The organism is Paenibacillus maysiensis (assembly GCF_000520815.1).
GTDB classification, from domain to species: domain Bacteria; phylum Bacillota; class Bacilli; order Paenibacillales; family Paenibacillaceae; genus Paenibacillus; species Paenibacillus maysiensis.
Genome location: NZ_ASRY01000237.1, coordinates 1 through 25,476, shown reverse-complemented (window position 1 = coordinate 25,476; position 25,476 = coordinate 1). Strand labels below are relative to the sequence as shown.

Genomic DNA, 25,476 nt, shown 5'->3' with positions numbered 1-25,476 from the left:
ACGAGATGAATGACATGCAGTTATATGATTTAACAAATGCGCAGAAGCGTATATGGTATACCGAATTACTCTATCCAGATACGTCAGTGTCACAGCTTTCCGGTACAGCCAAGATGAAGGGTCGTATCCATATTGCTGCTTTCATGAAGTCTATTCATTTGATAATCAAACAATATGATGCGTTCCGCATTCGTATTACCTCAGTGGATGGAGTGCCCCAGCAGTATGTCGTTCCTTATGAAGAGAGACAGTTGGAATATCTGGATCTTACCCATTATGAAAATATATCTGAGGTGGAAGCCTTACTTGAGCAGCACAAGAGGAAACCCTTGCCACTGCTGGATTCTGAGCTATTCCAGTTTTTGATTGTGAAGATTAGCGAGGAAGAGTATTGGATTAATACCAAGATGCACCATATTATTTCTGACGGGATCTCAATGGTGATCTATGGCAATCAGTTGACCGAGTTTTACATGCAAATCATTCAAGGAAATGAACCCACACTGAATGACGATTGCTCTTATATTCAATATATTGCAGAAGAGAACGCATATGAACTTTCTGACAGATACCAAAAGGATAAGGCATACTGGCTTGATAAATTTTCTGATTTGCCTGAGCTTACGGGTTGGAAGTCATATAACCCGTTATCTCTAAGTACTCAAGCCGTTCGGGAGCATTTTACCGTACCAGAGGTGCTTTATCATGAGCTACAGGCATTTTGCCAGCAGAACAGGATTTCCCTGTTTCAGTTCTTCATGGGTGTGATGTATATCTACATACACAAAGTGACGAATCAGCCGGATGTGGTGATTGGTACTTCGTTCGCTAACCGGGGGAACAAAAAAGAGAAGCAAAAGATCGGTATGTTCGTTAGTACGGCTGCGGCCAGAACATACGTCGAAAAGGACATGGATGTATTGAGCTTTCTGCAGGATGTAGCCAGGGATCAGCTGTCAATCCTGCGGCATCAGAAATATCCATACAATCAGTTAATCCAGGATCTAAGAGAAATGCATGGCAACAAGGATATTCAGCGTCTTTTTGGCGTTTCCATGGAATACCGACTTATCAATTGGGTTGACCTGGAAGATGTGCGCATTTTGACGGATTATGATTTCTGCGGCGACGAAGTGAATGATTTTGTGCTTCATATCGTGGAGATCCTGGATGAAGGCGAGCTGGTACTGGATGTCGATTACCGGGCAAAGCTGTTTGAACGCAGTGAAGTAACGGACATGGTTTCCCAGTTGCTTACGATCGCCGAGCAGATCATTCATACACCGCAGCTTTCCATCGCAGAGGTAACCCTGCTGGGAGAAGCAGATGAGCAATCCATTTTGGCTCTCTCGGAAGGGATTGTAGCTGATTATCCGCGTGAAAAGACAATTCATGGCTTATTCGAAGAACAAGCCGAGCGCACGCCCGATCATGTTGCCGTTCAGATGGGCGAGCAGTGCATTACATACCGAGCTCTAAACGAGCAGGCTAACCAGCTTGCGAGATATTTGCGCTCTGAGGGAGTAGAAGCAGATACGCTCGTAGGGATCATGGCTGACCGTTCCTTGGAGATGATCGTCGGCATGTTGGCCATTTTGAAAGCAGGAGGTGCCTATGTACCGATTGATCCTGATTATCCCGAAGAACGTATCCATTATATGCTGGAGGATTCGGGAGTCCATCTGTTGCTCACTCAAAGCCATCTATGGGAGTGCACTACTTTTGACGGAAAGCTTGTGAATCTGGACGAAGCTGCATCGTATACAGGAGACGCTTCAAATCTGGAGAGCATTTCGGGACCCGGCAATCTAGCCTATGTTATCTACACGTCGGGTACAACCGGCAAGCCGAAGGGAACGCTGATTGAGCATAAAAATGTAGTTCGACTGCTCTTTAACGATCAAAATTTATTTGATTTCAGTGCTCAGGATACGTGGACGCTATTTCATTCGTTCTGCTTCGATTTCTCCGTTTGGGAGATGTATGGAGCCCTTCTTTACGGAGGAAAATTGGTGATTGTTCCGTCTCTCACAGCCAAGAGTCCAGCAGCTTTCCTGGAGTTGTTGAAAGACAACCAAGTCACCATTTTGAACCAGACGCCAACGTATTTTTATCAGGTGCTACAGGAAGAATTGGCGCACTCTTCGACAGAGCTTAGCCTTAGAAAAATCATTTTTGGTGGAGAGGCCTTAAGTCCGTCTCTTCTGAGAAACTGGCGGGTCAAGTATCCTGATGTGCAGCTGATTAATATGTACGGTATTACGGAAACAACGGTCCATGTCACCTACAAGGAAATCACGGAACATGAGATTGAAGCGGGGAAAAGCAATATTGGCAAAACGATTCCGACACTTAGCGCTTACATTTTTGATGAGCAAAGACGCCTACAGCCTGTCGGGGTCCCAGGGGAGCTATATATCGCGGGCGACGGTCTTGCCCGAGGGTATTTGAACCGTCCAGATTTGACGGCTGAGAAATTCGTTGAGCATCCGTTTCGGACGGGAGATCGGATGTACCGCACTGGAGATCTGGCTCGCTGGTTGCCTGATGGTAATATCGAATATTTGGGCCGGATCGACCATCAGGTCAAAATTCGTGGCTACCGAATTGAGCTTGGCGAGGTAGAAGCGCAAATTCTCAAGGCTCCGAACGTACGGGAAACGATTGTCCTCGCACGGGACGACGAACAGGGCCAAAAATTGCTGTGCGCCTACTACGTAGCCACTACCGACCTTTCGCCGGGCGAATTAAGGTCTCAGTTGGCGGCGGAACTACCAGCTTATATGATCCCTTCTTATTTTGTCCGGCTGGAGCAAATGCCGCTTACGCCAAATGGCAAGCTGGATCGTCGCGCTCTGCCAGCTCCTGAGGGTAGTACACAATCCAGCGAGGATTATTTGGCTCCGAGAACTGCTGCGGAAGCCCAGCTAGCGCTAATCTGGCAGGATATTTTGGGAGTTGCCCGCGTGGGCGTTAGAGATAATTTCTTTGAAATTGGTGGTCACTCTTTGCGGGCGACACTGCTCGTTTCACGGATTCAAAAAGAGCTCGGATGCAGCATTTCGCTGCGTGAAGTGTTTCAGTCGCCTACGGTTGAGTCCCTGGCGCGACTGCTGAAGGAACGCATTCCAACCGTGTATGAATCCATTCCACAGGCGGAGGAAAGCGAAGCTTACCCTGTGTCCTCAGCGCAGAAGCGGTTATATGTGTTGAGACAAATGGACGGGGGAGAGCTCAGCTACAATATGCCTGGGGCATTCACAGTGGATGGACCGTTGGATCGCATTCGGCTGGAGTCCGCGTTCCAGGCACTGATCCAGCGTCACGAATCCCTGAGAACCGGCTTCTATATGAAGGATGGAGAGCTTGTTCAGCGTGTGCACAGGGATGTGTCATTCGCGTTGGACTACACAGAAGCTTCGGTGGAGGAGGCGGATACGCTCGTACGCAGCTTTATCCGTGCCTTTGATCTTAGTCAGGCTCCATTACTGCGTGTTGGCTTGGTGAAGCTACATGAGGAACGTCATCTGTTGCTGTTTGATATGCACCATATCATTTCGGATGGGGTTTCCATTCAAATACTGGTGGAAGAACTCACCTCATTGTATCAAGGGGAACAGCTGCCAGAGCTGCACATCCAGTACAAGGATTATGCTGTATGGCAACGGGAGCATTCAGAGAACCAATGGCAAGAGCATGAAGCGTACTGGCTGCAGGCTTTTGAAGGGGAACTGCCTGTACTTGATTTGCCTACGGATTATCAAAGACCTTCTGTTCGCAGCTTCGAGGGTAGCCGAATTGATTTTACATTGGATGCGTCCGGCAATAAGGCATTACAAGAGCTTGCATCCCGTACAGGTACTACGCTGTATATGGTATTGCTGTCTGCTTATTCGGTGCTGCTGCACAAATATACGGGGCAGGAGGACATCATCGTAGGTTCTCCGGTGGCCGGAAGACCGCAAGCGGAGCTTGAGGGCATCATCGGGATGTTCGTCAATACACTGGGTATGCGCAGCTATCCGGCGGGAGATAAGACCTTTCAGGATTATCTCCTCGAAATCAAGGAAACGGCGCTCAAGGCATTCGAGCATCAGGACTATCCATTGGAGAAACTGATTGAGAAGCTGGGTGTAGGACGTGATGTCAGCCGCAATCCACTCTTTGACACCCTGTTGGTATTGCAAAATACGGAGCAGGAAGAGCAGGAAATGGATGGACTGCGCTTTACTCCTTACCCGCTGGAGACCGTTACAGCCAAATTTGACCTGTCACTCAATGTAGAGGAGCAGGGAGCAGAACTAGCCTTTGGCCTCGAGTATAGTACGGCTTTATATCGGCGTGATAGTGTAGAGCGACTTGCAACGCACTTGCTCCGGGTTCTGCACGCAGTCGCAGCCAATCCTCAGTTGCAACTGGCCGAGATTGAAATGATCACACCTGAGGAGAAAGTACAGATCGTTGAAGTATTTAACTCGACATCGGCTCCTTATCCAAGGGACAAGACTATTCACGAGCTGTTCGCAGAGCAAGTCAAGCGTACACCGGAACAGACGGCGCTTGTATTCGGCGATGTTCGGCTAACCTACCTCGAATTGGAAGAGAAGGCGGGGCGGCTAGCCCAAACGCTGCGTCGTTTGGGAACGTTGAGGGAGCAGCCTGTGGCCGTGATGGGCGGACGAAGCATCGAGATGGTTATTGGTATGCTTGCGGTGCTTCAGGCGGGTGGAGCCTATGTGCCTATTGATCCCGAATACCCTGAGGATCGGGTTCGCTATATGCTCAATGATTCAGGTGCCAAGCTACTATTGGTGCAAAAGGGTGAGTTTGTAAGTGTAGACTACGGTTTACCGATTGTGGACCTCAGCAGTGAAGAGGCTTATGCAGATGAACTCGGTCAGTCGGAGGAGACTGTCCATGGATCGCAGGGACTCGCTTATGTCATCTATACTTCGGGTACGACGGGTAGACCGAAGGGTGTTATGGTTGAACACCGGAACGTGGTTCGTCTGGTCAAGGAAACCAATTATGTGGAGCTGAATGAATCCACCCGAATTTTGCAGACAGGAGCGGTGGCCTTCGATGCCTCTACTTTCGAGATATGGGGGGCGTTGCTTAACGGCGGACAGCTCTATTTCGTGGAGAACGACGACATCCTGATTGCTGATAGGCTCAAAGCTGCCATTGCCAAGTACGGGATTACGACGTTGTGGCTCACTTCACCGCTTTTTAATCAGCTTTCACTGCAGGATGAGTACCTGTTTAGAGGGCTAAAAACATTGTTCGTCGGTGGTGACGTACTGTCCGTATCTCATATGAACCGTGTGATTGAGGCCAATCCTGATCTTGTCCCTATCAATTGCTATGGTCCGACAGAGAATACGACCTTCTCCACCACCTACAAGATTCCGGGTCGTGCTGAAGGGGTGGTGCCGATTGGTCGCCCCATCAGTAATTCGACCGCTTATGTGGTCAATGGATCGCTTCAATTGCAACCTATTGGAGCTTGGGGCGAACTGATTGTCGGCGGTGAAGGTGTAGCGCGCGGATATCTCAATCGCCCTGATCTCACGGCAGAAAAATTTGTCCCTAGTCCTGTGAAGGATGGAGAGCTCTGCTACCGAACGGGCGATCTGGTACGCTGGCTTGCGGATGGAAATCTGGAATTTAAGGGAAGAATTGATGAACAGGTCAAAATACGCGGTTATCGCATCGAACTCCCCGAAATAGATGCCCAACTGGCCAAGGTGGAGGGGGTCATCGACGCCGTAGTAGTCGTCCGCGCGGATGAGCTTGGAGAGAAGCAGCTTTGCGCTTATTATGTGGCGGATCGTATGCTCACGGCAGGCGAAGTGCGTCTTGCCCTGTCGCAAGTGCTTCCGAGTTATATGATCCCGTCCTATTTTGTGCAACTGGATCGTATGCCATTAACGTCGAACGGAAAAGTGGACCGCAGGTCTCTGCCGGCTCCTCAAGTGGGTGCGCATACGGGACGGAAGTACACGGCTCCCCGTACACCGGCCGAAGAAGCCTTGGCGTCTGTTTGGCAAGGGGTACTGGGTGCCGAACAGGTGGGAATCCATGACAATTTCTTTGAATTGGGAGGAGACTCCATTAAGGCTATTCAGGTTTCATCTCGGCTACTACAGGCTGGTTATCGCTTAGAGATGAAGGAGCTGTTCAAATCTCCAACCATTGCGGAGCTAAGCGCGCAAATACAAACGGCTGTGCATATGGCTGAACAGGGAGTTGTGCGTGGAGCGACTCGCTTGACTCCAGTCCAACAGTGGTTCTTTGGACGGAAGCAGGCAGAGCCTCATCACTTCAATCAAGCGGTTATGCTGTATCGTGAACAGGGGTTTGAGGAAAAGGCCTTGCATCAGGTGTTGAGAAAACTCGCTGAGCATCATGACGCCCTTCGCATGGTTTTTCGTCAGACAGAGCATGGCTACGAGGCTTGGAATCGTGGTCTTGAAGAAGGAGAGCTTTATAGCCTGCTTACCGCTGATTTACGGAATGAATCCAATCCGGTCGCAGCCATTACAGTGTTGTCGGACGACATTCAGCGCAGCATCAATCTGGCAGAGGGTCCGCTGCTGAAGTTAGGACTTTTCCATTGTCAGGATGGAGACCATCTCCTGATCGTGATCCACCATTTGGTGGTGGACGGAGTATCCTGGCGGATTTTGTTTGAGGATATCGCAGCAGGCTATGAACAGGTGACTCAAGGACAAGTGCTGACATTCCCGCAGAAGACGGACGCCTTCCGTGACTGGGGTGATGCTCTTTTCCGTTATTCGGAAAGCCCGGAAATCGAAATTCATCAGGCGTATTGGAGAGACATGGAAGGCCAGCAGCTCGAGCAGTTGCCGAAGGATACAGCTGTAGAAAGCCTCCTTTTACGGGATAGCGAAGTGGTAACAGCACAATGGACTGTAGAAGAAACCGACCAACTGTTGAGAAAAGCCCACCGCGCTTATCAAACGGAGACGAACGATCTGCTATTGACCGCTCTGGGCATGGCGGTATTCAAGTGGTCCGGCATCGGAAAGGTTGCTGTGAATCTGGAAGGACACGGTCGTGAGCCGATTATACCGAATATCGACATCACCCGTACCGTCGGCTGGTTTACAAGTCAATATCCGGTGATTTTAGACTTGGGGGATAACCTGGAAGAGGCAGCCTTGATCAAGTCTGTAAAAGAAGGGCTGCGCCGAATTCCGAACAAAGGCATCGGATACGGGGTACTCAAAACCATGGCAAGTCAGGTGGACGCAGACAGCTTCAGCTTGCAGCCTGAGATTTCTTTTAACTATCTGGGGCAATTTGATCAGGATTTGCAGGGAAGCTCGTTGCAGATTTCGCCTTATCCGACCGGAAGCGCCCAAAGCTTGTTGGAGGAACCAGCCTATGCGCTAGATATCAATGGCATGGTGACGGACGGAGCCCTGTCTCTGACGATTACTTATAACGGAAAACAGTATAAGTCATCTACGATGGAACAGCTCGCTGGATATATTGAAGAGAGCTTGCGGCAGCTTCTCCACCATTGCGTAACCCAGGAAAGAACTGTATTGACACCAAGCGACGTGCTTGCGAAGGGTCTAAGCATTGACGATCTGGAAGAGCTCTCTAAGCAGACCAGCCACATAGGTGATATTGAGAATGTATACAGTCTGACGCCGATGCAGAAGGGTATGCTGTTTCATGATATGTTTGAGCCGCATACAGGTGCCTATTTTGAGCAGGCTGCCTTTGACTTTAAGGGTAGCTTTGATCCGGCAGCCTTTGGACACAGTCTGGATGCATTGGTGGAGCGGCATGCCATCCTGCGCACGAACTTTTATAGCGGATGGGGCAGCGAGCCTTTACAGGTTGTTTTTCGGCACAGAGGCGCCAAACTGGTATATGAAGACCTGCGGGAGATGAACGCATCGCAGCGCGAAGCTTACTTGCAGACATTTGCTGTAAAAGACAAAGCACAGGGCTTCAACCTATCCGAAGATGAGCTTCTCCGTGTTTCGATTTTGTGCACAGGTGAAGATAGCTTCCGTCTCTTATGGAGCTTTCACCACATCGTCATGGATGGATGGTGTGTTCCGTTAATTACGCAGGAGGTGTTTGAGCATTATTTTGCCCTCCTGGAAGGAAGAGAACCTGAGTTGGCAGAGGTTCAGCCGTACAGTCGATACATTGAATGGCTGGAAAAGCAGGATGAGACAGCTGCGTCCAACTATTGGAGTCGATATCTGGCCGGTTACGAGCAACAGACGCTTTTACCTCAGGTCGGGGAAACAAGTAAAGGGGAAGGGTATGTATCAGAAAAGCAAAATTACATCCTAGGCAAGGAATTAACCGGACGCCTGGAAAAGGTAGCCAGAGATGCTCATGTCACGATGAATATATTGCTGCAATCCATCTGGGGCATTGCACTTCAACGCTATAACGGTAGCCGGGATGTCGTATACGGAAGTGTAGTATCCGGCAGACCGGCAGAAATTCCGGGCATTGATCGAATGATCGGTTTGTTCATCAATACGATTCCAGTGCGTGTGAAGACGGAGGAAAATCTCCCCTTCTCCATTCTGATGAAGCAGCAGCAGGAACAATTTATGGCTTCTCATATGTACGACACCTACCCGCTGTTTGAGATTCAGGCTGAGACCGATCAGAAACAGGATTTAATCTCACATATTATGGTATTTGAGAACTATCCTGTTGAGGAAGAGGTAGAGCGTCTGGGTGGTGGCGAGGCTGACTTTGAGATTGAGGACGCTGAGCTTCTGGAGCAAACGAATTACGATTTTAATTTAATTATCCTCCCTGGCGAAGAGATGAGATTGCTTTTCCAATACAATGCGCTCGTCTATGATCAAATGACGATTGAGCAAATCAAGGGACACTTGATTCACCTCATGGAACAAATTGTAGAGAACCCTGCCATTTCCGTGGATGCTCTGGAATTGGTCACGCCGCAGGAGAGAGAGCAGATTCTGAACGTATGGGGAAACACGAAAGTTAGTTACGAGCACTGTAGCACGTTCCACGGGCTGTTGGAGGAACAGGCGGGACGAACGCCAGACGCAACTGCCATTCTGTTCGAGGACGAGATGCTGACCTATGCCGAGCTCAATGCAAAAGCCAACGGAGTGGCAAGAAAGCTGCGTACTCAGGGAATCCAGACGGGAGATCTGGTGGGACTGATTGCTGAACGGTCGCTCGAAATGATCGTTGGAATCTACGGCATTATGAAAGCGGGGGGTGCCTATGTTCCCATTGATCCAGAGTATCCGAAAGAACGAATCAGTTACATGCTTGAAGATTCCGGGGCGAAGCTGATCCTTACACAGACCCGTCTCCTGGAGCATCTTGGATGGACGGAAAATGTTTTGTTGCTGGATGAACCATCGACATATGATGCCGACACCTCGAATTTGAAGGATACTGCTGGTCCGGATGATCTGGCTTACGTGATCTATACTTCAGGTACGACGGGTCAGCCTAAGGGCGTATTAGTTGAACATCGGGGACTGCAAAATCTTTCGGACGTATATGGGGCACACTTCGAAGTTACACCGCAGGATCGGATCGTTCAGTTTGCAAGCCTGTCGTTCGATGCATCGGTTTCGGAAATTTTAACGGCACTGAGCCAAGGGGCTGCTCTGTGTATTCCTTCTACACAAGACATTTTAGATTATACCTTGTTCGAGCAGTTCCTAAACGACAAGGGAATTACGATAGCGACTTTGCCACCAGCTTACGCTATCCACCTTGAGCCGGAGCGCCTGCCAGCACTGCGATGCCTGCTTACCGCCGGATCGGCCGCATCGGTCGAGTTGATCGAAAAGTGGAGGAAGCATGTGCGATACTCCAATGGCTATGGCCCAACGGAAGACTCCGTATGCACCACAATCTGGTCTGTCCCGGACAGTGAGGAAGCAACGGATATTGTGTCTATTGGACGACCTATTGCTAACCATAGCGTGTACATCTTGGATGACCATTTCAGATTGTTGCCTGTCGGCGTAGCTGGAGAGCTCTGCGTTTCGGGTATCGGGTTAGCACGGGGGTATCATAACCGGCCTGCGTTAATGGATGAGAAGTTTGTGGAAAATCCGTTTACTCCAGGGGAGCGTATGTATCGAACGGGTGACTTGGTTCGCTGGTTACCGAATGGTACCATCGAGTACTTGGGTCGAATAGATCACCAAGTCAAAATTCGCGGTTATCGAATCGAGTTGGGTGAGGTCGAAGCACAATTGCTCAGAGTGCCGTCCGTACAGGAAGTCGTGGTCATGGCTGTGGAAGGCGATGACGGTCAGAAGGATCTGGTCGCTTACTTCGTAGCCGCTCAGAAACTTGAGGCATCCGAGCTCCGGACAGTTCTGTCGGAGATGTTACCTGGATATATGATCCCTTCCCGCTTCATACAGCTAGAGGATATGCCTCTGACGTCGAACGGAAAAATCGATCGAAAAGCGTTGCAGGGAGAACACGGATGGGTAGCTGCTTCATCTGTAGCTCCGAAGACACCTGTGGAAATTCAATTAGCTGAAATTTGGCAAGAAGTGTTGGGTGTAGAGAACGCGGGAGTGAATGATAATTTCTTCCATTTTGGAGGTCATTCACTGCGTGCAGCCCTGCTAGTCTCACGAATTCGCAAGGAAATGAATCGCGAAATTAGTCTGAGAGAAGTGTTCGAGTCTCCTACCATTGAAGGCTTGGCTCATGCCATTGAGAGCTATACACCGCTGGATTTTGAAGAAATTCCCACAGCGGGCGTGCGTGAGCACTACCCATTGTCCTCAGCCCAAAAACGCTTGTTTATTCTAAGTCAGTTGGAAGGCGGAGAGCTGAGCTACAATATGCCGGGTATCCTTACGGTTGAGGGAGCCCTGGATCGGGAACGGCTGGAGCAGGCATTCCGTCGTCTGATTCATCGCCATGGTTCGCTGCGTACCCGTTTTGTGACCGTTAACGGTGAACCTGTACAGCAGCTCCTAACAGATGTTCCGTTTACTGTGGAATATGCGGAGTTGAGCGAGGAAGAGGCAGGAGCTACCCTTCAGCAATTTGTCCGTCCTTTTGATCTTGGCGAGGCTCCATTGCTGCGGGTCGGCCTCATCCGGATTGCGCATGAGCGCCACTTACTGTTGTTTGACATGCATCATATTGTCTCAGATGGGGTTTCTATGAATATTCTCATAGAAGAGTTTCTCCGCTTCTATCAAGAGGAGGACTTATTACCTGCGCTACAGATCCAGTACACAGACTATGCCGTATGGCAGCAAGAGCAACTCGGAAGCGAACGTCTTAAGGCCCAGGAAGCTTACTGGCTGGATGCATTCCGCGGAAGCTTGCCAGTGCTGGATTTGCCGGGAGATGAAGTCCGTCCTGCGGTGCGAAGCTTTGCGGGGGATCGAATCGACTTCCATATTGATTCTTCTCTGAGCGGTTCACTCCAGGAGCTGGCTACCCGAACGGGTTCTACTCTGTTCATGGTACTGCTGGCAGCCTATACAGCGCTCTTGCACAAGTACACAGGTCAGGAAGATGTCATTGTCGGTTCACCTGTGGCGGGAAGATCCCATGCCACACTCGAAGGCCTCATCGGTATGTTCGTCGGCACAGTGGCACTACGTACTTATCCGGAAGGGGAGAAGTCTTTCGAGGCTTATTTGCAGGAAGTGAAGGAAACAGCGCTGCGGGCCTATGAAAACCAGGATTATCCGTTCGAGGAGCTGGTAGAAAAGCTGGAGCTTCAACGTGACCTGAGCCGCAACCCGCTATTTGATACCATGTTTGTCCTGCAAAATATCGAGCAGGGAGAACAAGAAATAGAGGGATTGCGCTTCACTCCTTACGATCATGTACATCCGGCCGCCAAGTTTGACCTTACGCTGACCGTGAGTGAAGTAGATGGGGTATTGAACTGCACGCTTGAGTACTCGACTGCGATCTACAAGCGAGAGACTGCTGAGCGGATGGCGGGCCATTTTGTACAGCTTATTCGGGAAGCAACTGCCAATCCAGCAATGCCGTTGTCATCCCTTGATATCGTGACACCTGAGGAAAAATCAAGGCTGATGAAGGATACAGACGAAGCGAAAGCAGATTATCCTCGTGACAAGACGATTCATACGCTGTTCGAGGAACAGGCTGTCCGTACTCCAAACGCAGTGGCAGTTGTTTGTGAAGATGCAGCCCTGTCCTATAGCGAGCTGAATGAGCGGGCCAACGGACTTGCCAGAACGCTGAGGGAGCGTGGTCTGCAACCAGACGGTTTGGCTGGAATCATGGCGGATCGTTCCCTTGAAATGGTGGTCGGGATTTTAGCCATCTTGAAGGCAGGCGGGGCCTATGTCCCTGTAGACCCTGAATATCCAGAGGACCGCATTCGCTTTATGCTTGAGGATTCGGGAGCCAAGCTGCTGCTGACACAAGCGCATCTGGAACAACGTGTCTCCTTCGCCGGGGACATCGTAAGTCTGGACAAGACGGCTTCCTACAAGAAAGATGTCTCCAACCTGGAGCCTGCGGCCGGACCTGAGCATCTTGCCTACGTCATCTACACATCGGGTACGACAGGCAAGCCAAAGGGAACGCTGATTGAGCACAAAAATGTAGTTCGCCTGCTCTTTAATGATAAAAATCTATTTGATTTCGGTCCTCAGGATACGTGGACACTCTTCCATTCGTTCTGCTTTGACTTCTCCGTATGGGAAATGTACGGGGCATTGCTGAACGGAGGACGATTGGTCATCGTTCCATCGCTTACCGCGAAGAGTCCGGATCGTTTCCTGCAATTGCTGAAAGACCAGAAGGTCACCGTTTTGAATCAGACGCCGACCTACTTTTACCAATTGCTACAGGAAGAGCTTGGTCATCACGCGGCAGAACTGAGCCTCCGCATGATCATCTTCGGTGGAGAGGCATTAAGCCCGGCCTTGCTCAAGGACTGGAGAACGAAGTACCCGCAAGTGCAGCTCATCAACATGTACGGCATTACCGAAACGACCGTGCATGTAACATACAAGGAAATTACAGAGCTGGAAATTGAACAGGGCCGCAGCAATATCGGCACCACGATTCCGACGCTGCGTGCGTACATTTTGGATGAACAACGCCGACCACAGCCGATTGGTATTCCGGGTGAACTCTATGTGGCGGGCGAAGGCCTGGCGCGCGGCTACCTGAACCGACCGGAATTGACGGAAGAGAAGTTTGTCGCTCATCCATTTGAAGCGGGCGAGCGCATGTACCGCTCGGGTGACTTGGCACGCTGGATGCCGGATGGCAGCATGGAGTACCTGGGACGGATTGACCATCAGGTTAAAATCCGTGGTTACCGTATCGAGCTGGGCGAAGTGGAAGCGAAGCTGCTCCATGCTCCGTCTGTAAGGGAGGCCGTTGTGCTCGCCCGGGAGGATGGAAGTGGACAAAAAGTGCTTGTCGGCTATTTCACTGCCGATCAGATGCTAACGGTAGGCGAGTTGAGAAAAGCCTTGGCTGCTGAACTGCCGGCTTATATGATTCCGTCTTACTTTATGCAATTGGAACAGATGCCATTGACGCCAAATGGCAAGCTGGATCGCAAAGCGCTTCCGGCTCCGGAGGCCAATGTGCAGACTGGAGCGGTTTATGAAGCGCCAAGGACGAAGGCTGAGGAAGCATTGGCATCCGTATGGCAAGGTGTGCTGGGGGCGCAGCAGGTCGGCATCCATGATCATTTCTTCGATCTGGGTGGTGACTCCATCAAGGCGATCCAAGTGTCCTCGAGATTGTTCCAGTCCGGATATAAATTAGAGATGAAGGATCTCTTCAAATATCCGACAATTGCCGAGCTAAGCCCGTATCTTCAGGCAGCCGGACGTACAGCAGAGCAGGGTGAGATTAAAGGTGCAGCAGAGTTAATGCCAATTCAGCGTTGGTTCTTTGAACGCCATACAGCGGAGCCGCACCATTACAATCATGCTGTTATGCTCTATCGGAAAGACGGCTTTGATGAGGCTGCACTCCGGTTGACAATGGACCAAATTGCGATCCATCATGACGCGCTGCGCATGGTTTTCCGGCCTACAGAAGCTGGATACACAGCTTGGAATCGGGGAACGGACGAAGGAGAACTCTATACATTGGATATCGCCGATATGCGGCAGGCGGAAGACCAGACAGCCGCGGTTCAGGCCCAAGCCGATGCCATTCAGGCGAGCTTTGACTTGGAAGGTGGCCCACTGTTCAAGCTAGGCCTGTTCCATTGTGACGATGGCGATCATTTGTTGATTGTCATTCATCACCTCCTGGTTGACGGCGTATCCTGGCGCATCCTGTTCGAGGACATTGCAGCCGGATACGAACAGGCGTTGAATGGACAAGCGATTGTTCTTCCACAAAAGACCGATTCGTATCTTGTGTGGTCGGAGCAAGCGGCGAAGTATGCAGCAGGGCCTGCTCTGGACAAGGAGCGTGCATACTGGCAGCAAATCGAGGAGGCAACTTTAGCCCCACTGCCGAAGGATGAGGATCAGGAGCCAGGCACCATTCGGGATACTGAATCGGTTACGGTAACGTGGTCTGCGGAAGAAACGGACCTGCTGTTGCGACAAGCGAACCGGGCGTATCATACGGAGACGAATGATTTGCTCTTGACTGCTCTGGGGGCAGCCGTTCAGCGCTGGACAGGCATGGAGCGGATTTTGGTCAATCTTGAAGGGCATGGACGGGAAATGATCGTACCAGACCTGGATATTACCCGTACCGTGGGCTGGTTCACAACCCAGTATCCGGTTCTGCTGAACCTGCAAGGCGGACAGGAAGTATCTGCGCGAATCAAGCGCATCAAGGAGAATTTGCGAGATGTTCCGCACAAAGGAATCGGCTACGGTCTTCTGAAGTATATGGCACCGGAGAAAAGTGTCGGATTCGGCGCAGAGCCGGAGATTTCCTTCAATTATCTTGGGCAGTTTGATCAGGATTTGGAGGGTAATGCCCTTAGCCTATCCACACATTCAGTTGGTAAGGCGCTCAGCGATCTCACACCACAGCAATATGCTCTGGATGTAAATGGCATGATTGCCGAAGGCCAGCTATCACTGACGATTACGTACAGCAGCAGGCAGTATCGTAAGGAGACGGTGAGTCATTTTGCTGAATTATTACAGTCAAGCCTTAGTGAGGTCATCCGGCATTGTGTGGCTCAGGAGCGTTCACAGCTTACGCCAAGTGATGTTCTGTTCCAAGGATTAACATTGGAGCAGCTTGATCGACTCACGGCGCAGACGACCCACATCGGAGAGATTGAGGATGTGTACAAGCTGACGCCAATGCAGAAGGGAATGCTGTTTCACAGCTTGCTGGAGCCGGACTCCTCTTCATACTTCGAACAGGCAACGTTTGAGCTGCGTGGCAGCTTCGATGTAGATATCTTCTTCGAGAGCTTCCAGGCTTTGGTGCAACGACATGCCATACTACGTACCGGCTTTTACAACAACATTGCTGATGTACCGCTGCAAGTTGTCTTTAAGCAGCGGTTAATCCCTCTGCACTACGTAGATTTGCGCGACGCATCTATGCAGGAACAAGAAGCCCGGATCAAGGCTTACACGGCTGAAGATATGGTTAAGGGATTCAGCTTGTCAGAAGATTCGCTGATGCGAGTGACCGTCTTGCAGAAGGATCAAAGCTGTCTTGTATTGTGGAGCTTCCACCATATTGTCATGGATGGCTGGTGTATCCCGATCATTACACAGGAGCTGTTCGATTATTATTCTGCCAAGAAACAGCAATTACAGCCTGTGCTGCCGCCAGCTCAGCCCTATAGCCGTTATATCGAGTGGCTTGACGCACAGGATGATCAAGAAGCTTCAACGTATTGGAGCCAATACCTCGAAGACTATGACGGGAACACCGTATTGCCGGACGGCAAAACGAAATCACAAGCCAAAGAAGCGGGCTATGTTCTGAATGAGCATGTTCTCCATCTGGGTGCAGCCTTGACCGGTAAAATGGATGTTGTCGCGAAGCGAAATCACGTGACCGTCAACACACTCATGCAGACAGCCTGGGGACTGATTCTTCAACGTTATAATGCCAGCTCGGATGTGGTTTTTGGCGGTGTTGTGTCGGGTAGACCGGCTGAGATTGCAGGGATCGAAAATATGGTGGGTCTGTTCATTAATACAGTACCTATCCGTGTGCAGTCATCCAAAGACGAAGCCTTTGTCGAGGTCATGAAACGTACACAGGCACAATCGCTGGCAGGTCGTGCTTACGACACCTATCCACTGTATGAGATTCAGGGGAAAACAAGCCAAAAGCAGGATCTGATTTCTCATATTATGATCTTTGAAAATTACCCGCTCGACGAACAGGTGGAGCAATCGGGGAATCAAACGGAGGACAATCTCGAAGTCGCCAACTTCACCATGTTTGAACAAACCAACTATGACTTTAACCTGGTTGTGATTCCAGGCGAGGATATCAAGGTCTGCATTCGCTACAATGCTTTGGTTTACGAGCAAGAAAGCATTGCACGAATCGGAGGACACCTGTTGCAAATGCTTGATCAGGTGGCTGCTCGTCCGCAGGCGACTATCCGGGAACTGGAGATCGTAACATCTGAGGAACGGGTGAACCTGCTTGACTGGGGTGGCAAGGCCCATACCTATCCAAGTGATCAGGGTCTGCATACCTTGTTTGAAGAACAGGTTGTCCGTACGCCGGATAAGATTGCGGCTGTAAACGGGGACATCCAGATCACGTATCGGGAACTGAACGAGCGGGCGAACAGACTGGCCTCTACCTTGATAGCCCAGGGACTACGGAGTGAACAAGTGGTAGGTCTGTTGGCAGATCGGTCTGTAGAGCTGCTTGTCGCCATCATGGGTGTGCTCAAAGCGGGCGGAGCCTATGTGCCTATTGATCCTGAATATCCGCAGGAGCGGATTCAGTATATTCTGAAGGATTCCGGCGCCGAGATTCTGCTCACACAGAGCCACCTGACGGAGTTGGCCTCTTTTGAGGGAATCGTTATGGAATTGGATTCGCCGCACATCTACGGAACTGGGGTGGATAATCCCAATATTCCTGTTGGAGGAAACGATCTGGTGTATTTAATCTATACCTCGGGTACAACAGGAAATCCGAAGGGAACCATGATTAACCACAAAGGGATCGTGAACTACATCTGGTGGGCCAATAAGGTCTATTGTGCTGGAAAACCAACGGATTTCCCGCTATACTCATCCATTTCGTTTGACCTGACGCTGACGTCGATTTTTACTCCATTAATTAACGGAGGCTTAGTGCGGATTTATGATGGTATAGATAAAGCGGAGGTTGTACAGCATATTTTGCGCGAAAATGCGGTGGATATTCTCAAGCTGACGCCGACTCATCTCAGCCTGATTAAAGATATGGCCATCCCGGCGGAAAGTCGCATTCGGCAGCTCATTGTGGGTGGAGAGAATTTGACCACACATTTGTCGAAAGCCATCACAGATCTCTTTGGCGGCAACATCAAAATCTACAATGAATATGGTCCAACCGAAACGGTCGTCGGCTGCATGATTCACCTGTACGATCCTGCGAAGGATACACGTGAATCCGTACCGATTGGATTGTCGGCAGACAATATATACATCCATATCCTGGATGAACAGCTTCGCCTCGTACCGTTAGGCGTGGAGGGCGAAATGTACATCGCCGGGGACGGGGTAGCCCGCGGGTACCTGAACCGTCCTGAGCTTACCGCAGATAAATTCATTAGAAATCCGTTCGCTTCGGAAGGAAATATGTATCGCACCGGGGATTTAGCTCGTCGCCTTCCTAATGGAGACATTGAGTACATTGGACGCATTGACCATCAAGTTAAAATACGGGGCTATCGTATTGAGCTTGGTGAGATTGAGGCCAAGCTGCTGGATATTCCACTTGTCGAGGAAGCTCTCGTTGTTGCGTGGGCAGATGCCCAAGGGCAGAAATCGCTGTGTGCCTACTTCGTAGCCGATCGGGAAATGTCTGTGAGCGAGCTGAGAAACGAACTGTCTGCCGGATTGCCTGCATATATGATCCCGTCTTACTTCGTCCAACTGGACGTGATGCCTTTGACGCCGAATGGCAAGCTGGATCGCAAGGCACTGCCTGAACCGAACTCGGGTATAAAGGCGGGGGCAGACTTTACCGCTCCGCGGACGGATGTGGAGAACATTTTGGCTTCAATCTGGCAAGGCGTACTCGGCGTGCCGCTTGTCGGCATACATGATAATTTCTTTGAGCTTGGAGGTGACTCGATCAAATCCATTCAAGTCTCTTCAAGGCTTCTCCAAGCGGGCTATAAGCTTGAAATGAAGGATTTGTTCGGTTATCCGACAATTGCAGAGCTGGCACAGCGCGTTAGTGTGGTCAGCCGAATTGCGGACCAAAGCGAGATACACGGAGCGGTAAGACTGGGACCTGCCCAGCACAGATTCTTCGATGAACAGTCGATGGATCTGCATCACTTTAATCAGTCGGTCATGTTGTACCGACGGGATGGCTTCAATACCGATGCGCTCGCCGAGGTTGCTCGGAAAATTGCAGAGCATCATGATGCGTTGCGACTGGTGTTCCGCCAAGGAGAACAAGGATTGGAGGCCTGGAACCGGAGCATGGGTGAAGGTGAGCTCTATAGCCTCCAAATCCACGATCTGCAGGAAGAAACAGACCCGGCTTCGGCAATAGAAGCAGGTGCGGAAGCCATTCAGCGCAGCATCTCTCTGGAGAATGGACCTCTCTTTAGACTGGGTCTGTTCCGCTGTACGGAAGGCGAACATCTGTTAATCGCTATTCATCATCTGGCTGTGGATGGCGTATCCTGGCGTATTCTCTTTGAGGACCTGCAGGAAGGCTACGAGCAGGCAGCACGCGGAGAAGCGGTCAAGCTTCCGCAGAAGACGGATTCGTACCGTGCATGGGTTGAGGGAATTACACAATATGCGAACAGCCCGGCGGCTGAACAAGAACGCAGCTATTGGGCAAAAGTAGAAGGAGATGGCTTCGCCCCTCTTCCAAAAAATAACGTAGACGGCGCTCTTCTCATCAAAGACAGCGAGGCTGTTACGGTGAAGTGGTCGCCAGAAGAGACAGAGCAGTTCCTGAAAGAAGCGAACCGCACCTACAACACGGAAGTTAACGATCTGCTCCTGACGGCACTCGGTATGGCTGTTCACGAGTGGACGGGAATCGAACGTGTAGGCATCCTTCTGGAAGGGCATGGACGGGAGCCTATTGTACCGGAATTGGATATCACTCGCACAATGGGCTGGTTTACAAGCCAATACCCTGTCGCTCTTGAAATGGGAGAGGAACTGGAGATCGGCGCCAGAATCAAGCGCGTCAAGGAAGGCTTGCGTCGTATTCCGAACAAAGGTGTCGGATATGGTATTTTGAAATATCTGAGCGACGTATCGGATGTCTCCTTCTTCTCGGCAGAACCGGAGATTACCTTCAACTACCTGGGGCAGTTTGACCAGGATCTTGCAGAGGGAACGATGGAGGTATCGCCTTACCCGGTAGGATCTGAGGTCAGTGAGCAGATGGTGCAGCATCAGGCATTGAACATTAATGGACTGATTGCCGAAGGACAGCTTCAACTTTCGGTCAGCTATAACCGTCAGCAGTTCCACGGGGAGTCAGTGGCTAAGTTTGTTGGTATCTTGAAAAACCGTCTCAGCGAAGTCATTGGACATTGTGTACGCAAGGAAAGAACAGAGCTTACACCAAGCGATGTACTCCTCAAAGATATCGGCTTGGAAAAAATCGAGGAGTTGGAAGAGCAGACACGGCATATCGGCAGTATTGAAAATATGTATAAACTAACACCGATGCAAAAGGGAATGTTGTTCCACAGCTTGCTGGAGCCTCATTCGGAAGTCTACTTTGAGCAGGCCAAATTTGAAATTCAGGGAGCCTTCTATCCCGAGGATTTCAAACGCAGCTTAAAATATCTGATGAAACGGCATGCCATATTGAGAACGAATTTCCATGCCGGATGGGGCGATTTCCCTATACAGATTGTGTTCAAAGAAAGAGCGTGTGACTTCGTATACGAGGATCTGCACGAGCTGGAATCCGCTGAAATTGAAGCACGTCTTGCAGCTTATACTGCTCAGGACAAGGCAAGAGGCTTTGATCTTACCGAAGAAGCATTGCTGCGTGTTGCTATTCTGCGCACAGCAGAAGAGGCGTACCATCTGCTGTGGAGCTCTCATCACATCATTTTGGATGGCTGGGGTATGCCTCTTGTACTTCAGGAAGTGTTTGAAACATATGGCGTTCTGCGTGAGCAAAGGGAGCCTGAGCTACCTGCTGCTGCACCGTACAGCCAGTATATTCAATGGTTGGAGGAGCAAGGTGAAGAAGAGGCTTCCTCCTACTGGAGAGAGTATCTGGAAGGCTACGAGCAGCAAACGAAGCTGCCGCAGGCGACAGCACAGCCACTCGGAAAAGCGGAAGCCTACGTGTCGGAGAAGCTGGTATTCACGTTGGATCGGGAACTGACCGAGCGGCTGGAGCAAGTGGCCAAGCAGAACCAGGTAACGATGAACACGCTGATGCAAGCAGCCTGGGGTGTCGTGCTGCAGCGCTACAATAGAAGCCAGGATGTCGTCTTCGGAAGTGTGGTATCGGGAAGACCTGCCGAGATTCCGGGTATCGAAAGCATGATCGGTCTCTTCATTAATACAGTTCCGGTTCGGGTACAGGCCGAGGGAAGCGATTCGTTCTCCCATGTGATGAAAAGACAGCAGGAATTATATTTGGCAGGACATGCTTATGATTCCTATCCGCTCTATGAGATTCAAGCACAGAGTGAACAAAAGCAAGATTTGATTTCTCATATTATGGTATTCGAGAATTATCCGGTAGAAGAGCATCTGGAAGAGAAAATTGCCAGTGAAGAGGCTGAATACAAAATTACGGATGTTCAGATGTTTGAACAGACGAATTATGATTTTAACCTCATTGTGCTGCCGGGCCGTAATCTGGAGTTCTTGTACCGTTACAATGCCCGTGTCTATGATCGGGAGAGCGTGGAACGGATTCAAGGACACTTAATGAAGATTCTGGAAAGTGTGTCTGTTCATCCTGCCATCCGCATTGATGAGCTGGAGCTGATCACGCCGGAAGAGAAATCGCAGATTATAGAGGTGTGGGGCGATACAGCAGCTCCTTATCCGCGTGAGCAGACCCTTCACGGTATATTTGAGGAAAAAGCAGCGCTCACACCGGATCGTACAGCACTTGTTTACGGAGAAACGAAGCTAACCTACGGAGAACTTCATCAGCAGGCGAACCGTCTTGCACGTACGCTGCGTGCCCAAGGAGTCAGACCGGATCAACCAGTCGGCATTATGGTTGAGCGCTCGCTTGAGATGATTATTGGTATCCATGCCATTCTAAAAGCGGGTGGGGCCTATGTACCAATTGATCCGGAGTTCCCGGAAGATCGTATTCGCCATATGCTGGAGGATTCGGGAGCGAAGCTTCTGCTGACGAAGAACCATCTCAAAGATCGCTTTCCGTTCACTGGCACGATCCTGGCACTCGATGACCCGCAGGCGTATCATGCGGATGACTCGAATCTGGAGCCAATCGCGGGGCCGGAGCATCTGGCGTATATCATTTACACGTCAGGTTCAACGGGCAAGCCGAAAGGTGTAATGATCGAGCATCGTTCCGCCGTTCATACGCTGAGCCAGTTGGAAGCTGAATATCCGATGTTGGCAGGTGACCGTTTCCTGCTCAAAACGACATTCACCTTTGACTTCTCCGTGCCGGAGCTGTTCTGCTGGTTCTTTGGACAGGGGACTCTCGTGATCCTGCCACAAGGCGTGGACAAAGACCCGATGGCACTGCTGGAGGCCGTGGATACGAACCGTATCACGCATCTCAATTTGGTGCCGTCGATGCTCAGTGTGCTCGTTCAATACTTGAAAGAAAGCGGCACCCAAGGATTCCTTACTCTGAAATACCTGTTTGCCTGCGGCGAGACGTTGCCTGCCAAACTTGTAGAAGAGTACTATAAAGTATCTCCATACGCAGTACTGGAGAACATCTATGGTCCAACGGAAGCGGCCGTATATGCGACCCGATATACAACGAGCCCTGAGACTGCTGCTCTAACGCATGTACCTATCGGTAAACCGTACGCTAACGTTCAAGTATGGATGATGGACAGCGCTTCTCAGGTATCACCGGTGGGTGTACCGGGAGAACTCTGCATAGCAGGCGAAGGGGTAGCGAGAGGGTACTTCAACCAACCAGACCTGACGGCAGAGAAGTTCATTCCTCACCCGTACAAACCGGGAGCACGGATTTACCGGACGGGCGATTTGGCCCGATGGCTGCCAGACGGGAATATTGAGTATTTGGGACGGATCGATCACCAGGTAAAAATCCGGGGTTACCGCATTGAGTTGGGAGAAGTGGAAGCACAAATTTTGAAAGTGCCATCTGTGCAGGAAGCGGTTGTTCTTGCACTGGCTGATTCCACTGGAAGTACTCAGCTTTGCGCGTACTTCGTGGCTGAGGAGGGGCTTACAGCGGGCGTGTTACGTGAGGCACTGGCCAGCGAGCTGCCGAGCTACATGATTCCGTCTGCTTTCGTACAGTTGGCACATATGCCGCTGAATCCGAATGGCAAATTGGATCGCAAAGCTCTGCCGGCACCGGAAACACTTCTGCGGAGCACAGCGGAGTATATCGCGCCGCGTACGCAAACAGAAGTAGAGCTCGCTCAGATTTGGTCCGAGGTGCTCGGCGTACAGGAAATCGGGATCAGGGATCATTTCTTCGAACTTGGGGGCCATTCCCTGAAAGTATTGGGCTTGATCCAAAGGATCTCATCCGGTATGGGCGTCCAGCTCCCACTCCAAGTCGTGTTTAATCTGCCGACTGTGGAAGAAATGGCGCATGAAATTTCCAAGCTGCAAGCAACAACTGCTGCTAATGAAGAGGAAATGGAAATTATCCGCTTCCCAGGGAAAGGAACGCTCAAAGTATTTTGCTTCCCTCCACGGGTAGGCCACTCTCTGGGATACTATGAGATGGCCAAGGAGCTGGAAGGGCTTTGCGAGGTGTACGGGATGGAATTTATCGGCGATCGTTTCCAGGGTCAAGATATGCTGGATCGATACATCGATGCCATCGTGGATATTCAAGCAGAGGGCCCATATGTATTCCTGGGATACTCACTTGGAGGAAATCTCGCCTTCGAGGTAGCTAAAGCCATGGAAAGCCGAGGTCACCATGTTAGCGACATTATTATGGTAGATGCTATGAGAAAGATGTCCAAGGATGAATCGACACCGGAGGAGCTTGAAGAGATTGTCGAGATGGTACTGGACAGCATTAGGGACCAGTACAAAGTATTCCTCGCAGATCCAGTGGACAGGGAGCGAGTCATGGACAAAATGTTGGTTTACTCCGTCTACCGCGATGAGCTTATTAACTCAGGTGAAGTTCATGCGAATATCCATGCTCTGATTGCAGAGGATGATAGTATTGGTCCGGATACATCATTAGATAAATTGTTATGGCAACAGGCGACGCTTGGTCTATACAAAGAATACAAAGTCATCGGAACGCATGATGTGCTGCTTGATTCCGGTTTTGTTGGAGAAAATGCTAAAGTACTGAGACAGATTCTTCGCAAGGTCGCAGAAGCATCACCTGAAAATAAGTCCATTTTGTCCTAAGATCAATCAAGTATAATAGTGTTAGACAGCAAAGACGCCCGGATTCCTTTATATAGAAGGAACTCGGGCGTCTTTTGTTTTTTTATGCTGTCATTAACATATAAAGTCCCTAATCATCTGTGTATGCTTTAGACATGGTTGACTGAAAGTGACTGGTGTCGGTGATGAGTTCACAGATTACTTGGATGACAAGCTCCGGTTGATCATGGATAATCATATGCTCGCTCTTCTTGGCAACAATAAATTTGCTGTTTGTAGAGATGTTAAGCATCTCGCGCTGTCCAATTTGCCAGCTTTGTTCGATCTGATCATTTCCGCGTTTACTAATACCGAACTGAGTCAAATCTTGTTGGATGCCCCGGGCAATCACACGTACAGGGAGGTTACCCAGATGCTGCCCTCGTATGGCATCTTCGGTAGTGCTCGCCAGATCACCCTCCTCGGCAACAGATCGAAAGTATTTGGGGGAAGCGACAATATTCACAAAAGATTTTCTATCTTGATACTCGACACGACCCGTTAGCATATAATTGGGGAACAGACGGAAAGCCCCCGACTTTTCTAGGAGAATGGATAGTAACGGCGAGGGATTGCCCTTAGGTCGTTCCTTGGCATAGATCTCATTTGTCCGACGGGCGTCATTCTCAGGCCTGGCATCCACCAGGACCAATCCTGCCACCTCGTCTCTGTACGTTTGTGCATACAGCCTTGAGTACATCCCCCCGAGGGAATGGCCTACAAGAATATAAGGAGCCTGAATGTTTGCATTCTTTAAGGCGACATGAAGCTCCCGAATGATGTTTTCCCCGGTTCGTGGAGTAGCAGCCTCCTCGCTCCAGGCATAGCCTGCCCGGTCATAGGATACAACGGTGGCGAATGATGACAGCTTTTCGGGAATATCTCTCCAGGACAGGCTACTTTCCCCACTCCCCGATTCAAGCAGTATGGTCGGAGAGCCGCTACCAAGTTTGTGAATATGAAGTCGATATTCCCCGGCGTCGACCATTTCCCCCAGAGGGGGGTACTGCAATTTATCCTGTTTGGATGCAATCCACTCATACACAAATCCAGAGATAACGACAAGCAGTAAGCAAGAGATGATAAGAGTCACAATTCTCGTCCATGTTCGCCTTCGTTGCTTCATTTAAAAATCTACTCCTCTATAATGTAATAATTAATCATCACCTAATGTCATATGAAACAAAATTGTTTTCGTGTGGTTTGTGGCTTGCTGAAGATTGCATGTAAACTATCAAAATGAAGTTGCGTAATATCCGCCTACTCTCTATTAGAGGGTGGGTGGTTATGGCGATGGCGTTCTCTTATCATGTTTACCCATCCTTTCTTTATCAAATCATCAATATTAAAGAAAAATCAGACTTTGAACTTGAATTGTAATGAGTAACCCGATATTTCGAGGCAAACAATTTAATAAAAAAGGTTGCATTTAAATACCTAGTATGATATATTCTAATTCCGGCCAAGAAATACAATATTGCGAGCGAGTGTTACAAAAAAGATTTTAAAAAAATGCTTGCAAAGTTGGTTCGGACATGATAAGATATAAGAGTTGGTAAGGCGACAAGCTGAGTCAACGAAAAAGAAATGTTTGATCTTTGAAAACTGAACAACGAGTGAGTAAATGATTTTGTTCGCAAAATCAACCACAAAGATTTCGGTACATGCCGTAAGGTTGTATGAAATTGGAGTGTAAAAGAGATATTTTATCTCGTCAGTTTCA

General features: G+C 49.9%; 2 protein-coding genes. One reads left to right on the top strand and one right to left on the bottom strand.

Going from position 1 to position 25,476, the window contains the following annotated elements:
• The first annotated feature begins 5 nt into the window (after positions 1 to 5).
• Positions 6 to 23,735 carry a non-ribosomal peptide synthase/polyketide synthase gene (locus tag L696_RS0117160; protein ID WP_025684736.1) on the top strand — a complete coding sequence of 7,910 codons (23,730 nt, stop codon included), beginning with the start codon at positions 6 to 8 and terminating at the stop codon, positions 23,733 to 23,735.
• Positions 23,736 to 23,844: 109 nt separating this feature from the next.
• Here the strand turns inward: L696_RS0117160 and L696_RS0117155 are convergent, their stop codons facing one another.
• Positions 23,845 to 24,879, bottom strand: coding sequence for an alpha/beta hydrolase (locus L696_RS0117155; protein WP_025684735.1), 1,035 nt, complete (start codon positions 24,877 to 24,879; stop codon positions 23,845 to 23,847).
• Positions 24,880 to 25,476 lie beyond the last annotated feature (597 nt).

Bases quoted from the DNA above. Each gene is read 5' to 3' on its own strand.
- L696_RS0117155 (WP_025684735.1), bottom strand. From the start codon at position 24,879: ATGAAGCAACGAAGGCGAACATGGACGAGAATTGTGACTCTTATCATC.
- L696_RS0117160 (WP_025684736.1), top strand. From the start codon at position 6: ATGAATGACATGCAGTTATATGATTTAACAAATGCGCAGAAGCGTATA.